This is a genomic window from Ruegeria sp. B32 (assembly GCF_025141855.1).
Lineage (GTDB): Bacteria > Pseudomonadota > Alphaproteobacteria > Rhodobacterales > Rhodobacteraceae > Ruegeria > Ruegeria arenilitoris.
Map to the genome: position 1 here is coordinate 220,361 of NZ_CP081106.1, position 12,616 is coordinate 232,976.

Sequence of the window (12,616 nt, forward strand, 5' to 3'; positions counted from 1 at the left end):
AGGAGGCGCCAACCATGTATCACAATATTCTTGTCCCGATTTCCTTCGATGCCGAGCGTGACACGTCGGGGCCGCTGAAGCTGGCCAAGCTGTTGGCGACGCCAGATGCCAAAGTGACCCTGTTGCATGTTGTCGAGCATATTCCGGACTACGCAATCTCTTACATGCCGGCCGAATACCTGACCGAGGCGCGGCGCGCGATCCAAGATGAACTGAACATTCTGGCCGCCAAGCTGCCGAACGCCAAGGGCGTTGTGGTCGAGGGCCATTCGGGGCGCACAATCCTGGATTGGGCGGAAACCAACAAACCTGACCTGATCATCATGGCTTCGCACCGACCGGGGATGCAGGATCTGTTGCTCGGCTCGACCGCGACACATGTGGTGCGCCACGCCAGCTGCGCAGTTCACGTCGTTCGCTGATCTGATGGTGGGCAAAGGTCTTCGCGTGTCATCTTCCACGCTTTGCCGAACCCGCCATTGAGAAGCCCATCGACAATCTCAAAACGCACAAAACGGAAATCCGCGAAGTCGACATATAGTCCGGCCTTCGGGCGCTGTGACAAGTAGCGTGCCCGAAGCGCGGTATGCTCCTCGGTCGCCCGTGGAATCGGGCGCGCCGTGCAGTGCAGGGTCAGCCGGGGATGGGTCAGTGGATCACCTTTGTCAGCGGGCTCGCCGATCAGCAACGCGCATGCCGGATTTGCCTCCAACGCGCGTGAGTGCTCCGCTAGGTCCGAGATCAGGGTCAGCGGCCATCCAGCACTGTCGGTGGCCAATGCGATGCGGCTTATCGACGGCAGTCCGTTGTCTGGATGTACCACGGCCAGGGCGGCAAAACGGGCCTGCGCGATAAGATCAAGGGCCAGTTCCCGCGCAGTCTCGTCGACCGGGCGAAATGGGTTTCGAGTGTTCACGTGGCGCCCTCGCTGGATTGCGTCATTCCGATGCCTCGGCTTTGCCACATAGTTGGTGTATCGCCAAGCTTATGAAGCTGAAGACAACCGTATACAACGAACCCGCACCAGATCCACGCTTGGCACGTCGCCAGCGCAAGGCTGATGCCCTGCGCCGACATGCGCTGTCCCCGCTGCGCATTCTGCTGATGGTGCTGGCCCTGCCGCTGACGACTGGGATGATCGCGCTGGGCGTATATCTCCGGACCTCGGATCTGGAGCGGACCGAAGCCGTGATGCACCTTGTGGCGCTGGCTGGTTGCGACGCGGCTCGCTCCGTTGGTCTTGGACCGATGCGCGAGGGACAGCTTGGGTACCACAAACGCAACGACCCTGACGGCGACGGGATCGCATGCGAGTCCAGTGTCCGGGCCGCGACGCGGTCGGCTGTGCCGGTCCAGGCTCCTGCGTCCACGCAAAGCGCGGCGCCCAAACCCCGGGCTGTCGGAAACGCCAAATTTGTCCGCCCGTGACGGTCCTTGAAGACGCCTATCTTCATGGTTGAACCTTTTCTCGCAGATGACCGCGTTGCCTGTGTCCCTGCGTGATTTGGGCAGGACGTGGTAGGATCATACCGTCCGCTGGCAGTTTGCCGCGGTTCGGGGTCTGGACCCCATGCGAGGGAGGATAACCATGTTTGCACGCGTTACCCAGTTCAAGATGAAGCCCGGCACCCGCGAGGCCGCCACGGCCCGAATGAACGATCTGAAGGATCAGATCATGGGCATGCCCGGTATGCACTGCTTTACGAATGTGATGAACGAGGATGGCAGCGGCTATGTGATCTCGGTCGTCGAAAGCGAGGCGACATCAAACGCAAACGCCCCCAAGGTTGCCGAGTTGTGGGGCCAGTTTGCCGAGTATCTTGAAGGACCTCCGACGCCGATGGGGTATGATGTCATCGCCCATTGGGACAAGGGGTGACATCGGCCGCCACTCGGGGATGGCCTGATGCCTTACAAGATCACGCCGCGTATTGCCGCCGAGCTTATCGCGCACGAAGCGATCGTGCGCGAGGCCTATCTGGATTCCGTTGATGTCTGGACCTGGAGCGTGGGGATCACGTCGGCCTCGGGCCACACGGTCTGGCCGCGCTATCTGGACAACCCCCAGACCTTGCGGCGCTGCTTTGAAGTGTATGAGTGGGCCATCCGCACCAACTATCTGCCTGCGGTGGAAACGGCCTTTGCCGGCCACGCCCTGACCGAGGCGCAGTTGGGCGCGGCCTTGTCCTTTCACTACAACACCGGGGCCATAGACCGGGCCGTTTGGGTGCGCAGGTGGAAGGCCGGGGATGTGGCCGGTGCTCGACGCGCGATCATGTATTGGCGGCGGCCGCCTGAAATACGCCCACGGCGGCGCAACGAGCGCGCTCTGTTCTTCGATGGCGTCTGGTCGGGCACGGGCACCGGAACCGAGTATCAGGTGCGAAAACCGTCCTATCGGCCAGACTGGTCCAGCGCGGCGACGGTGCAGATCGGCGACGTTCTGCAAGACCTGTTCGGTTAGGCCCGACAGGTCATGCTTGCTTGCGAAATCCTTGCCGGCCGGTCAGGATCGGCGTCATGACCCGAGACGAATTCAACGCCTTCTGCGCCTCTCTCAAGGCCACAAGCCACGTCGTGCAGTGGGGCAATGCGGATGTATGGAAAGTGGGCGGCAAGGTGTTCGCGATCTGCGGCTGGAACGACGGCAAGGACGCCTTTACCTTCAAGGCCACCGACCTGGCCTATGAGGTGCTGCAGGATCAGCCCGGCATCCGGCCCGCGCCCTATCTGGCCTCGCGCGGCATGAAATGGCTGCAGGTTTATGACGAACGCGGACTGAGCGACGCGTCCCTGCGCGACCACATCGTGACGTCCTACGAGATGGTCGTGGCCAAGCTGACGAAAAAGATGCGGGCCGAGCTGGGGCTTTAGCCTTTCATCGCCTGCAGCAGTTCGATCAGCCGCTTGCGGTCATCGTCATCGGCATAGTCGCCCGTAGCCAGACGTTCGGCGATGCGCAGGCGCAGACGCTCGTGCTGGGTGCGCACCTCTTCGCCTGCGGTTTCGGCCAGGGTCTTCATGATCACCGCCACCGCCTGCTGGCGCTTGGTGGTGGGGTTGGCGATGTAATCGACCAGGCTCTGCTGCCCGGAATCGAGGATGTTTTCGGCCAGCGCCCGCAACTGCTCGCCATTGGGCAGCAGCGGGGCGGGAGTGCCTTCGGGCGGCAGGATCTCGGGCGCGCTGCGTGGGGTTTCAGCCAGGGCGTTGGCGCCGTCGACGAAGGCCTCGGTGATCATCCGGGTGATCTTGATCGCGCGCGGGTCCTTGAACAGGGTCGAGGCGATGGCCACGCCGTAATCGGTATAGACCCACGGATTGACCCGCCGCCCGCCGCGGCCTTTGGGCTTTGAAATCACATTCCGTGATATCAAATCGGCCACCTCGTCGTCGGTCAGCTGAAACCGGTAGCCCTCGAACAGGTCGGTGTTGCGCGAGACGGCCTGATTGAAGGCGCTGACGGATTTTCCGTAGAACCGCGCCAGATCCTCGGCCAGCACCACGCGGGTTCCGCGCACCCGGTGAATGGCGTTTTGGACCTCATGTGTAGAGGGCAGGTTCTTGGCGTTCGTCATGGCAGCCGTTTGGAATCACAATTTGTGATTTCAAACGTGGAGGACGGGGAGGTGGGTGGCAAGCGTGGATTAAGAGTTGGGAAGCAGTAGGGCACTTTATTCCGAAAGGCATTGAAAGTTAACGCAGCGAAGGGTTGAAACCCGCCCCATGCCCGCTCACCACTCTGAGTTTGCAAGCGACCGAAGCAATCGTTGTGAAGCGGATGCAACCGCTCGACTATTTTTTGTCAAGGCACGGTTCATCCTTCGTACGACGTTATCGTCAAATAGTATGCAGTCGGGAGCCGAATGGTCAGCGACGAAGCCTACTGCAATTTTTGGTGAAAACGTTGTCCACTCCTCGACACCTAATTCACCTAACTCTTGCTTTGGATAATTTTCAAACCGTGCGACAGGATTGCTGGAGACAATGAACTGTTTGTTCGCGCGCTTTGGAGTGCCGATAACGATCTTCATCTTTTCAAGCCTAGAAAGAATTTTTGGAGATTGACGCCCAAAGTTCTCTACTCGGCTATTTCGCAAAGCCCGCGCTCTGAAGTTCTCATCGTTGAGACGTAACTTCTCGTCTTCGGTCAAGGGGCGGTACTTGGCCTCAAATTCGCTTGCCAAGTCAGCTGTGAAAGTCTCCTTCGCGACCTCTTGGACAATCGGGTCAATGAAGTCTGGGGACCTTTTCATATGATTGTAAAAAAATTGAATGAACCTATACCGAAGATCCTTACTGGGAAAGGTCAGAATGCCGGTGTCGAGTGCACGCTGAAAAGCACCCACCCAGTCGGGAATGTAATTGTCCAATTCATATGCGAAGAACTTCTCAATAGTATCATCTTTGGAACCATCGCTGCGTTCGAAGGAGTTAAAGTGCATTCGCCGAAAAACACTGTCGATGTTACGGCGCTCCGGAACCGTAGAGCCAGATTGCTTAGATAAATAATACAGAGACTCACCAGTCACACAGAAGTTACGAAGTATCGCTTTAGCGACGTAGTGGTGTTTGCTCGAAACCTTTTGCTTATTCAATTTACCTCTTCCGTCTCTTCACATTTCCACCCCGCTGCCCCGGCCGTCCAGCCGTTGACCGCCCCTGCGACCGGACCGCGTCTTCCGAGGCTTTCTCGACCGCCCATTGGCGCGCCATGGGGTCGTCGGCGACGGCCAGATCGACCGCTTCCAGACGCTTGATCTCATCCCGGATGCGGGCGGCCTCTTCGAATTCCAGGTTCTCGGCCGCCTTGCGCATCTGATCGCGCAACCCGTCCAGATGGGCCTCGAGGTTGGCGCCGTGCATCGGTTTGTCGATGGTGGCGGTGACGCGGTTCATGTCCACGTCGCCGGCATAAAGCCCGGCCAGAACATCCTCGACATTCTTCTTCACCGTCTCGGGCGTGATGCCGTGTTCCTCGTTGTACGCGATCTGCTTGGCGCGGCGGCGGTTGGTTTCCTCAAGCGCGCGCTCCATGCTGCCGGTGATGCGGTCGGCATACATGATCACGCGGCCTTCGGCGTTGCGCGCGGCGCGGCCGATGGTCTGGATCAGCGAGGTTTCCGAGCGCAGGAAGCCCTCTTTGTCCGCGTCCAGAATGGCGACCAGCCCGCATTCGGGAATGTCGAGCCCCTCGCGCAGCAGGTTGATGCCCACCAGCACGTCGAACGCCCCAAGGCGCAGGTCGCGCAGGATCTCGATCCGCTCGATTGTGTCGATGTCGGAATGCATGTAGCGGACCTTGATGCCCTGTTCGTGCATGTATTCGGTCAGGTCTTCGGCCATGCGTTTGGTCAGCGTGGTGACCAGCGTGCGGAACCCCTTGGCCGAGACCTTGCGCACCTCGTCCAGCAGGTCGTCGACCTGCATTTCGACGGGGCGGATTTCGACCTCGGGGTCCAAAAGGCCCGTGGGGCGGATCACCTGTTCGGTAAAGACGCCGCCGGTCTGCTCCAGTTCCCACTTGGCCGGTGTGGCGCTGACGAAGACCGACTGCGGGCGCATGGCGTCCCATTCCTCGAACTTCAGCGGGCGGTTGTCCATGCAGGAGGGCAGGCGGAACCCGTGTTCGGCCAGCGTGAACTTGCGCCGGTAGTCGCCCCGGTACATGCCGCCGATCTGCGGCACGCTGACGTGGCTTTCATCGGCAAAGACGATGGCGTTGTCGGGGATGAATTCGAACAGGGTCGGCGGCGGCTCGCCCGGGGCGCGGCCGGTCAGATAGCGCGAGTAGTTCTCGATCCCGTTGCAGACGCCGGTGGCTTCGAGCATTTCTAGGTCGAAATTGGTGCGCTGTTCCAGCCGCTGCGCTTCCAGCAGTTTGCCTTCGCCCACCAGCTGATCCAGCCGCTGGCGCAGCTCCTTTTTGATGCCGAGGATCGCCTGCTGCATCGTCGGTTTCGGTGTCACGTAGTGCGAGTTGGCGTAGACCCGGATCTGCTCCATCGTGTCGGTGCGCTCGCCGGTCAGGGGGTCGAATTCGGTGATGGCCTCAAGTTCTTCGCCGAAGAACGAGAGTTTCCAAGCGCGGTCTTCCAGGTGGGCGGGCCAGATCTCCAGAGAATCGCCCCGCACCCGGAAGCTGCCGCGCTGGAAGGCCTGATCGTTGCGGCGATATTGCTGGGCCACCAGATCGGCCATCACCTGCCGCTGGTCGTATTCGTTCCCGACCTTCAGATCCTGCGTCATCGCCCCGTAGGTCTCGACCGAGCCGATGCCATAGATGCACGAGACCGAGGCCACGATGATGACGTCGTCACGCTCAAGCAGCGCGCGGGTGGCCGAGTGCCGCATCCGGTCGATCTGTTCGTTGATCTGCGACTCCTTCTCGATATAGGTATCGCTACGCGGCACATAGGCCTCGGGCTGGTAGTAGTCGTAGTACGAGACGAAATACTCGACCGCGTTGTCCGGGAAGAAGCCCTTGAACTCGCCGTAAAGCTGGGCCGCCAGCGTCTTGTTCGGGGCGAGGATGATGGCGGGGCGTTGGGTTTCCTCGATCACCTTGGCCATGGTGAAGGTCTTACCGGTGCCGGTGGCGCCCAGCAGCACCTGATCGCGTTCGCCGTCCAAAACACCGGCGGCGAGTTCCTTGATGGCCGTTGGCTGATCCCCGGCCGGTGCAAACTCCGTATGCATGACGAACCGCTTGCCGCCCTCAAGCTTCAGGCGGGCGCGGACATCGTCGACGGTCAGCTGGGTTTTGTCAGAATGTGCATAGGGCATCGGCAGGCTCCGCTTGGGCTTCTTACATTTGTTCTTATTTTGTCCGCATGCAACCCCTGCAGCACCGGTCATTTGCATGGCCCTGCGGCATTTGCAATCTTGTCCCCGCCCGCACTCTGACGCATAAACGGTCGCGACCAACCGAGTATGGAGAGGCGACATGCGCGCACGGATTTACCAGCCTGCAAGAAATGCGATGACGTCGGGTATGGCCAAGACCCGCAAATGGGTTTTGGAATTCGCGCCTGCGTCGGCGAGCGAGGTTGATCCGCTGATGGGCTGGACGTCGTCCTCGGACACGCAATCCCAGGTTCGCCTGAAGTTCGACACCAAGGAAGAAGCGTTGGACTATGCCAAGGATCATGGCATCGAAGTTCTGGTCAGCGAACCGCACAAGCGCAAACCCAACCTGCGCCAGCGCGGGTACGGCGAGAACTTTGCAACAGACCGCCGCGGTCCCTGGACCCACTGAATGATTGACATCCGCGAGGCGGATCCGACTTCGGCCGCGCTGCGGCCGGTGGTCGAGGCGCATTTCGCGCACAGCGAAACCGCGGGACCCGCCGAAAGCAATCACACAATGGATGCCGAGGCGCTCTCTGGGCCGGATATTCGGTTCTGGGCCCTGTTCGACGACGACGAGCTTGTGGGGTGCGGCGCATTGAAGGCTTTGCCGGACGGGACGGCCGAGGTGAAGTCGGTCCATATCCTGGCCAAGGCGCGCGGGCGCGGTTTGGCGCGGACGATGATGAACCACCTGGCCGAATGCGCACGCGCCGACGGAATCTCTGCTCTGGTTCTGGAAACCGGCGCGGCCCATCTGGCCGAGTACGACGCCGCACGCAAACTCTATGAAGCGTTGGGATACAGCTATTGCGGTCCGATCTTTGGGTATCGGGACGATCCCAACAGCGCGTTCATGCGCTTGGCTCTTGAACCCCGGCCCTAAACCGATCAAGAAGGGCCCAGCGGTCCCGTAGCTCAACTGGATAGAGCAGCTGACTTCTAATCAGCAGGTTGAGGGTTCGAGTCCTTCCGGGATCGCCAGTTCCTGATCCTAGTTGACGTTCGACATCCAAAGTCCGTTTTTACGACAAAAAACGGTTTTTTGAATTGAACTCGAATCTGCTTTTGTTTTTAGCGCAGTTCTTTCAACAACTTGTGCGCCGTGTAGCGGTTCGTTCATTCCGGCCGGGTTCGATGGCGCAACCCAATCAGGATGCATTGACACGCAGCATGTTAGATGTTCCCTAATCGTTCCACAGGTTCCGGAACCTTTCACACCCATCAGCCCCGCCCGCCCCGGCGGTGTGGACACCAGCGCGGCAAGCCCTGTCGCGCCACGAAAGGATTCTGCGATGCCCCGTGCCACGACCACGATTCTATTCCATGCGCTGCGGTTCGAAGACGACCTGCCGACGCTGCACGAGGTCGAGCGGCGCCTGAAGACATTTCTGCGCGGCCTCCGCAGGCAACGCCAGGCCGCCCAGACCGGTGACGATGAAGACGGCCGTGACAAGATGGATCAGTTCTTCGACTATCTGAATGAGGCCGAGCGGCGGAAGATCCGGCGTCGCGCGCACCGCTACGTGCAGCGGCTGGACGCCCTGTCCGGCCTGTCTCATCTCAGCGAGGAGAACCGTGCGAAGCTGACGCCCTTGCGTGGCGGGGTGCCGGTCACCCGCATCACCACCGAACACGAGGCGGAAGAGATTGCCGCCGCGCTCCACGCCGAGATGCCCTGGATGGCGCCCGCCAGCGAAGCCGTCTGGCACGGGCTGCGGGCCTCGGCGCGTGAGGGCCTGCCGGGTGTCCGTTTCACCCCGCTCGTCCTGAACGGCCCGCCCGGCATCGGCAAGAGCTTCTGGGCCCGGCGACTGGCCCATCATCTGGAGGTCCCCGCGACCAAGATTGACGCAACGGGGGAGCCGGCGTCGTTTGCGCTCACCGGATCCCAGCGCGGCTGGGGCAGCGCCCATGCGGGCAAACTGGTCACCACGGTCCTGAACCACCGGCATGCCGGACCGCTGGTCATCATCGACGAGATCGAGAAGGCCGACGAGGTCCACTCCAACAAAGGCGCGCGGCACACGCTGACGGATGCGCTCCTGCCGCTGCTGGAACGGATGACGGCGGCGACTTGGGAATGCCCGTTCTTTCAGGTCAAGATGGACATGTCCTGGGTCAACTGGGTGATGACGGCGAACAGCACGCAGGGCCTGCCGGAACCTTTTCAGAGCCGCTGCGTGGTGCTTGACCTGCCGGATCTGATCACGGGGCAGTTGAGGGACTTCGCCATGAACGAAGCCGTCCGGCGTGGACTTCCCCTGCCCGCTGTCGACGCCCTCGCCGCCATCTTCGAGACCGGTGCATTGTCCAACCGCCGCCTGAACCTGCGCACCGTCGCCCGGATGCTCGACCGCGCCGAGGCACTGGCTATGCGCCCCTTGCTGCACTGAGGCGACCACCATGACCCATGTGACCATTCCGTACCAAACCGGTACCCTCGTGGTTCTTGGTGATCTGCATTTCGACCGCTATCAGCGCCATGGGCTCGATCCGATCAAGGCCTGGGGGTTCGAGGACATCCTGTGGGAGGCCGATGTGCTCACCTTGGGAAAACGGCTGCTGCGAAAGCTTCAACGCACGGTTCCGCGATGAACTGCGCAACGGCGAGCTATTCTACGGCTTAAAGGAAGCCAGAATTCTGATCGAGTACTAGCGTGTCCACTACAATACCGTCAGGCCACACAGCTCACTGGGCTACTGTCCGCTCGCGCCAGAATGCATCGTGCCGGTGGACCAGAGTCTGATGATACACCAACTATCAAACCGTACCACCCGATGGGGGCACGCCAGGCGCCTCATTTAGACAAGCCACAACACGAGACAACATGCGATTGATCCGAGGGACAGGCTTCCAACAACCAATTGCAAGTGGAAGCGGGAGGCCGGTTGAGCGCTGTGCGCTTCCAATCGGGAATATACGCGGCGGGCGTTCATCCAGGCTCCCCAATAGATCAGCAAGGAGATCAACACAAAAAGAGTGGCTGCGGCTTTCGCCAGCCACTCGGGCTCGACGGCGGAAAATACGGCCTTTAGGCCAAGGGCAATGGCCACGCATGCCATTCCGGTTCTCATCCATCCCGCAAATGTGCGCTCATTTGCCAAAATGGTGCGGTCTTCGGCCCAGTCGGTCCGCTCCTCGGCCAAGTTTTGGCTTTTCGTGCTTTTGTCAGACATTGTCGCCCTTTGGACTGGCCGCCAGATCGGAATGTGCAGGCTTGCCAGTTTTTCGGCAAGCCTGCGCAAGACCTAAGACGCGCACAGTTGGGTCGCAAAACGACACACGCGCCCGGTCACCCCGTCAGCTTGATTTCGAGATCGCCCGCAGCATCCAAGCTGCCTGCTCATGAAATGCCGAACGTTCGGTCGCCAGATCTTCGGTCACGACGTCTTTGCGGCTTCCTGCAAGCTCGGTCAGGGCGTGCAGGCGGTGCGCCACCCGCTCGTGATCGGCGGCCAGATCTTCGATCATGTCGGCGGCGGACAAGTCCCCTTCGCGATCTTTGATGGCCGAAGAATCCAGGATGTCGGACATACGCGAGGGCGCCAGATGTCCTAGCGCGCGGATGCGTTCCGCGATCTCATCAGCGGCGGCGAACATGTTTTCGTACTGTTCTTCGGTCAGCTTGTGGATTGAATAGAACAGCGGGCCTTCCACGTTCCAGTGATACGCATGTGTTTTGAAAGTCAGTCGGTAGGTGTCGGCCAGAACATCAGCCAGACCCTTGGCCAAGGGTGCGGTGTCGCGCACGCCAGTGGAAACGGGGTTTTCGTTCGGGACAACGTTCAATGCGTCGGTCATGACAACTCCTTTTTTCTACTGGGGAAGAAACGCCCAAAGGCGGATTTGGTTCCACTTCCGGCGGAAAAATCAGGTGACAGTCGGCATCCCGCCATCAGCCGAATAGTCGACCGATACCCGCAGCAAGGTCGGAACGGCGACGTCAGCCGCCGCCTGCAGCGCAGGAGCAAGTTTGCTGTGACTTTCGATATCGTGGTAGACCCAGCCAAAGGATCGGGCCAGTGACTCCCAATCGGGGTTGCCGAAGGAAAACTCGCGCGCACCTGGCTGTTTTTCGTCGATCAGACCATAGCCGTTGTCTTCCCAGATCAGAACGGTAATGGGCACGCACAACCGGGCCGCCGTCTCCATCTCCTGAATGTTCATCAGGAAGTCCCCATCACCGCAAACGGCGATCACCCGACCCTCGTCCAACAGACGGGCAGCCTCGATCGCTCCGGGCAGCGCAAGGCCCATACCGGCCAGGCCGTTCGGAATGATGATTTGCCCCGCCCGGCGCGCTTGAACCTTGCTGGCGACCCAAAGTTTGTGCAGGCCCACGCCAGACAACAGAACGTCGCTTTCGCGAAGCGTTTCGGAAATCGCCTGACATATGTCCGACGGCGCGACACAAGCGGCATCGGTAGCTGTTGATCCACCTTCCAGCGAGGCGTCAATCCTCCGCTGGAGACCTTTGAACCAGCTTTGCGGGGGACGTTCGGCCGTGGCCTTCGCCAGAACGTCGATGCAGTGCGGAAGGTCGCCTGTCAGAGCGGCCTTTACCGGCCAGTCCACATCAACAGTCGAGGCCACATCCGAGATCTCGAGAACCGGCTTCATACCGCCCATCGAGATGTTCGAGGGTGGATATTCAACCGGGTCAAACCCGATGGCGATGATCAGGTCGCACAGGTCGAAGGCTTCTGATGCCAATTCTTTGCCCGGCTGACCGATCGAATGCAGCGAGAGCGGGTGCCCCGGAGGCAGAACGCCTTTGGCCATGAATGTCGTGACGACCGGGGCAGACAGGCTTTCCGCAAGTGCCCGAACGTCGCTTGCGGTGCCGGATCGGATCACCCCGTGTCCTGCAAGGATCAAGGGCTTTTTCGCCTCGGCCAGCAGGCGCGCGGAACGGATGACCGCATCGGCTGCCGGTCGTACCTCCGCTGGCGGCGGCGCCACGAAAGGTTCGGCCAGAATCGGGACCTCGGCCAGATCTTCGGGCAGGGAAAGATGGACGGCTCCGGGTTTGTCGAGCTTGCTCAACCGCACGGCCTCGGCCACGACTTGGGGAATTTCATCCGCGACCATCAGCGTTCGGCTCGACTTGGTGACTGGCGCGAAGAGCGCTTCGAGATCAATGATCTGATGGCTTTCGCGGCCCAGCCTGGACCGCGCGCCTTGCCCCGTGAGGGCGATCAGCGGCACATGGTCAAGCGTGGCGTCAGCCACACCGGTGACAAGGTTGGTCGCTCCAGGTCCAAGCGTCGAAAGGCAAACCGCCGGGTTCCCCGTCAATCGACCGTGAACCGATGCCATGAACGCCGCCGACTGCTCGTGCCGGCACAGAACGAAGTCGATGCTCGACTTGTCGAATGCGGCGATCAGATCGGTTGTTTCCTCACCCGGAACACCGAATGCACAGGTCACGCCGTTGGCCTCGAGGCAGGCAATCAGCAATTCGGCGGCGGTTTGGGTATGGACGGCATCTTTCATAGGGCTTTGAACCTCGGGGTACTGTTTCAGGGAGTGCGGATGCGCGGGGTTTTACCCACGGATCAGCCGCAAGATCAGCGAACCGATGAACAGGACCAGAAAGATCACGAAAAGGATCTGCGCGATACCGGCCGAGGCCGACGCGATGCCGCCAAACCCGAAGATGCCAGCAACGATAGCAAGTGCGAAAAAGATCAGCGCCCAAGACAACATGGGATTTCCTTTCATTTTTGTGACTACTGACGGGTCAACGCTTGGAACCCCAGA

The 12,616-nt window shown here is 60.6% G+C and carries 17 protein-coding genes, 1 tRNA gene and 1 pseudogene; 11 read left to right on the plus strand and 8 right to left on the minus strand.

Translation table 11 applies throughout. The annotated features are described in order from the left end of the window. Positions 1 to 14 precede the first annotated feature (14 nt). Positions 15 to 422, plus strand: a complete 408-nt coding sequence (locus tag K3752_RS01145) for a universal stress protein (RefSeq protein WP_093963399.1) — start codon at positions 15 to 17, stop codon at positions 420 to 422. On the opposite strand, the gene K3752_RS01150 is transcribed toward K3752_RS01145, so the two are convergent. Continuing rightward, entirely contained in the window at positions 407 to 916 is a 510-nt protein-coding gene (locus K3752_RS01150; protein ID WP_170460844.1) for a HugZ family protein, read from the minus strand. The genes K3752_RS01145 and K3752_RS01150 overlap by 16 nt on opposite strands. 71 nt (positions 917 to 987) lie before the next feature. On the opposite strand from K3752_RS01150, the gene K3752_RS01155 reads away from it, so the two are divergent. The 4 genes from K3752_RS01155 (at position 988) to K3752_RS01170 (ending at position 2,874) form a co-directional block, all read left to right on the plus strand. Next, a complete protein-coding gene (locus K3752_RS01155) occupies positions 988 to 1,428 on the plus strand; it encodes an excalibur calcium-binding domain-containing protein (protein WP_170342067.1) in 441 nt (146 codons plus the stop codon). 160 nt (positions 1,429 to 1,588) lie between these two features. Next, a complete protein-coding gene (locus K3752_RS01160) occupies positions 1,589 to 1,879 on the plus strand; it encodes a hypothetical protein (protein WP_170360267.1) in 291 nt (96 codons plus the stop codon). A gap of 27 nt (positions 1,880 to 1,906) precedes the next feature. Beyond that, positions 1,907 to 2,464, plus strand: coding sequence for a lysozyme (locus tag K3752_RS01165; RefSeq protein ID WP_260064251.1), 558 nt, complete (start codon positions 1,907 to 1,909; stop codon positions 2,462 to 2,464). A 56-nt stretch (positions 2,465 to 2,520) separates the two neighbouring features. After that, positions 2,521 to 2,874, plus strand: a complete 354-nt coding sequence (locus K3752_RS01170) for an MmcQ/YjbR family DNA-binding protein (RefSeq protein ID WP_260064253.1) — start codon at positions 2,521 to 2,523, stop codon at positions 2,872 to 2,874. Here the strand turns inward: K3752_RS01170 and K3752_RS01175 are convergent. From K3752_RS01175 to uvrB, 3 genes are all read right to left on the minus strand, one after another. Then, positions 2,871 to 3,578 (minus strand): ORF6N domain-containing protein, encoded by a 708-nt coding sequence (locus K3752_RS01175; RefSeq protein ID WP_260064254.1) that lies wholly within the window; start codon positions 3,576 to 3,578, stop codon positions 2,871 to 2,873. The two genes, K3752_RS01170 and K3752_RS01175, sit on opposite strands and share 4 nt — an antisense overlap. A gap of 156 nt (positions 3,579 to 3,734) precedes the next feature. Then, positions 3,735 to 4,598, minus strand: coding sequence for a DUF4238 domain-containing protein (locus K3752_RS01180; protein ID WP_260064257.1), 864 nt, complete (start codon positions 4,596 to 4,598; stop codon positions 3,735 to 3,737). Position 4,599: 1 nt separating this feature from the next. Continuing rightward, positions 4,600 to 6,786, minus strand: coding sequence for an excinuclease ABC subunit UvrB (gene uvrB / locus K3752_RS01185; RefSeq protein WP_170372128.1), 2,187 nt, complete (start codon positions 6,784 to 6,786; stop codon positions 4,600 to 4,602). A 160-nt stretch (positions 6,787 to 6,946) separates the two neighbouring features. Here uvrB and K3752_RS01190 point away from each other — a divergent pair, with 160 nt between their 5' ends. From K3752_RS01190 to K3752_RS01215, 6 genes and pseudogenes are all read left to right on the plus strand, one after another. Continuing rightward, entirely contained in the window at positions 6,947 to 7,258 is a 312-nt protein-coding gene (locus tag K3752_RS01190; protein ID WP_260064260.1) for an ETC complex I subunit, read from the plus strand. Continuing rightward, positions 7,259 to 7,735, plus strand: a complete 477-nt coding sequence (locus K3752_RS01195) for a GNAT family N-acetyltransferase (RefSeq protein WP_260064261.1) — start codon at positions 7,259 to 7,261, stop codon at positions 7,733 to 7,735. A 21-nt stretch (positions 7,736 to 7,756) separates the two neighbouring features. Beyond that, positions 7,757 to 7,833 (plus strand) — tRNA-Arg (locus K3752_RS01200). A gap of 311 nt (positions 7,834 to 8,144) precedes the next feature. Next, positions 8,145 to 9,245 carry an AAA family ATPase gene (locus K3752_RS01205; RefSeq protein ID WP_260064265.1) on the plus strand — a complete coding sequence of 367 codons (1,101 nt, stop codon included), beginning with the start codon at positions 8,145 to 8,147 and terminating at the stop codon, positions 9,243 to 9,245. A gap of 10 nt (positions 9,246 to 9,255) precedes the next feature. Next, complete coding sequence (locus K3752_RS01210; RefSeq protein ID WP_260064266.1) at positions 9,256 to 9,447, plus strand: hypothetical protein; 192 nt, start codon at positions 9,256 to 9,258, stop codon at positions 9,445 to 9,447. Continuing rightward, a pseudogene (locus K3752_RS01215) lies at positions 9,392 to 9,658 on the plus strand (transposase); the annotation flags it as partial. The gene K3752_RS01210 and the pseudogene K3752_RS01215, both read left to right, overlap by 56 nt. Here K3752_RS01215 and K3752_RS01220 read toward each other — a convergent pair. The 4 genes from K3752_RS01220 to K3752_RS01235 all read right to left on the minus strand — a co-directional run bounded on the left by K3752_RS01220 (position 9,655) and on the right by K3752_RS01235 (position 12,562). Next, positions 9,655 to 10,029 (minus strand): YidH family protein, encoded by a 375-nt coding sequence (locus K3752_RS01220; RefSeq protein WP_260064268.1) that lies wholly within the window; start codon positions 10,027 to 10,029, stop codon positions 9,655 to 9,657. The pseudogene K3752_RS01215 and the gene K3752_RS01220 sit on opposite strands and share 4 nt — an antisense overlap. 124 nt (positions 10,030 to 10,153) lie before the next feature. Further along, positions 10,154 to 10,654, minus strand: coding sequence for a Dps family protein (locus tag K3752_RS01225; protein ID WP_260064270.1), 501 nt, complete (start codon positions 10,652 to 10,654; stop codon positions 10,154 to 10,156). Positions 10,655 to 10,723: 69 nt separating this feature from the next. After that, positions 10,724 to 12,349, minus strand: coding sequence for an acetolactate synthase large subunit (locus K3752_RS01230; protein WP_260064275.1), 1,626 nt, complete (start codon positions 12,347 to 12,349; stop codon positions 10,724 to 10,726). Positions 12,350 to 12,400: 51 nt separating this feature from the next. After that, entirely contained in the window at positions 12,401 to 12,562 is a 162-nt protein-coding gene (locus tag K3752_RS01235; RefSeq protein WP_093961673.1) for a DUF1328 domain-containing protein, read from the minus strand. Positions 12,563 to 12,616: the final 54 nt, after the last annotated feature.

What these genes read in the sequence shown, in the direction of transcription:
- K3752_RS01205 (WP_260064265.1), top strand. Translation starts at nt 8,145, where the DNA reads ATGCCCCGTGCCACGACCACGATTCTATTCCATGCGCTGCGGTTCGAA.
- K3752_RS01190 (WP_260064260.1), top strand. Translation starts at nt 6,947, where the DNA reads ATGCGCGCACGGATTTACCAGCCTGCAAGAAATGCGATGACGTCGGGT.
- K3752_RS01230 (WP_260064275.1), bottom strand. Translation starts at nt 12,349, where the DNA reads ATGAAAGATGCCGTCCATACCCAAACCGCCGCCGAATTGCTGATTGCC.
- K3752_RS01195 (WP_260064261.1), top strand. Translation starts at nt 7,259, where the DNA reads ATGATTGACATCCGCGAGGCGGATCCGACTTCGGCCGCGCTGCGGCCG.
- K3752_RS01165 (WP_260064251.1), top strand. Translation starts at nt 1,907, where the DNA reads ATGCCTTACAAGATCACGCCGCGTATTGCCGCCGAGCTTATCGCGCAC.
- K3752_RS01225 (WP_260064270.1), bottom strand. Translation starts at nt 10,654, where the DNA reads ATGACCGACGCATTGAACGTTGTCCCGAACGAAAACCCCGTTTCCACT.
- K3752_RS01235 (WP_093961673.1), bottom strand. Translation starts at nt 12,562, where the DNA reads ATGTTGTCTTGGGCGCTGATCTTTTTCGCACTTGCTATCGTTGCTGGC.
- K3752_RS01210 (WP_260064266.1), top strand. Translation starts at nt 9,256, where the DNA reads ATGACCCATGTGACCATTCCGTACCAAACCGGTACCCTCGTGGTTCTT.
- K3752_RS01155 (WP_170342067.1), top strand. Translation starts at nt 988, where the DNA reads ATGAAGCTGAAGACAACCGTATACAACGAACCCGCACCAGATCCACGC.
- K3752_RS01220 (WP_260064268.1), bottom strand. Translation starts at nt 10,029, where the DNA reads ATGTCTGACAAAAGCACGAAAAGCCAAAACTTGGCCGAGGAGCGGACC.
- K3752_RS01170 (WP_260064253.1), top strand. Translation starts at nt 2,521, where the DNA reads ATGACCCGAGACGAATTCAACGCCTTCTGCGCCTCTCTCAAGGCCACA.
- K3752_RS01160 (WP_170360267.1), top strand. Translation starts at nt 1,589, where the DNA reads ATGTTTGCACGCGTTACCCAGTTCAAGATGAAGCCCGGCACCCGCGAG.
- K3752_RS01175 (WP_260064254.1), bottom strand. Translation starts at nt 3,578, where the DNA reads ATGACGAACGCCAAGAACCTGCCCTCTACACATGAGGTCCAAAACGCC.
- uvrB (WP_170372128.1), bottom strand. Translation starts at nt 6,786, where the DNA reads ATGCCCTATGCACATTCTGACAAAACCCAGCTGACCGTCGACGATGTC.
- K3752_RS01145 (WP_093963399.1), top strand. Translation starts at nt 15, where the DNA reads ATGTATCACAATATTCTTGTCCCGATTTCCTTCGATGCCGAGCGTGAC.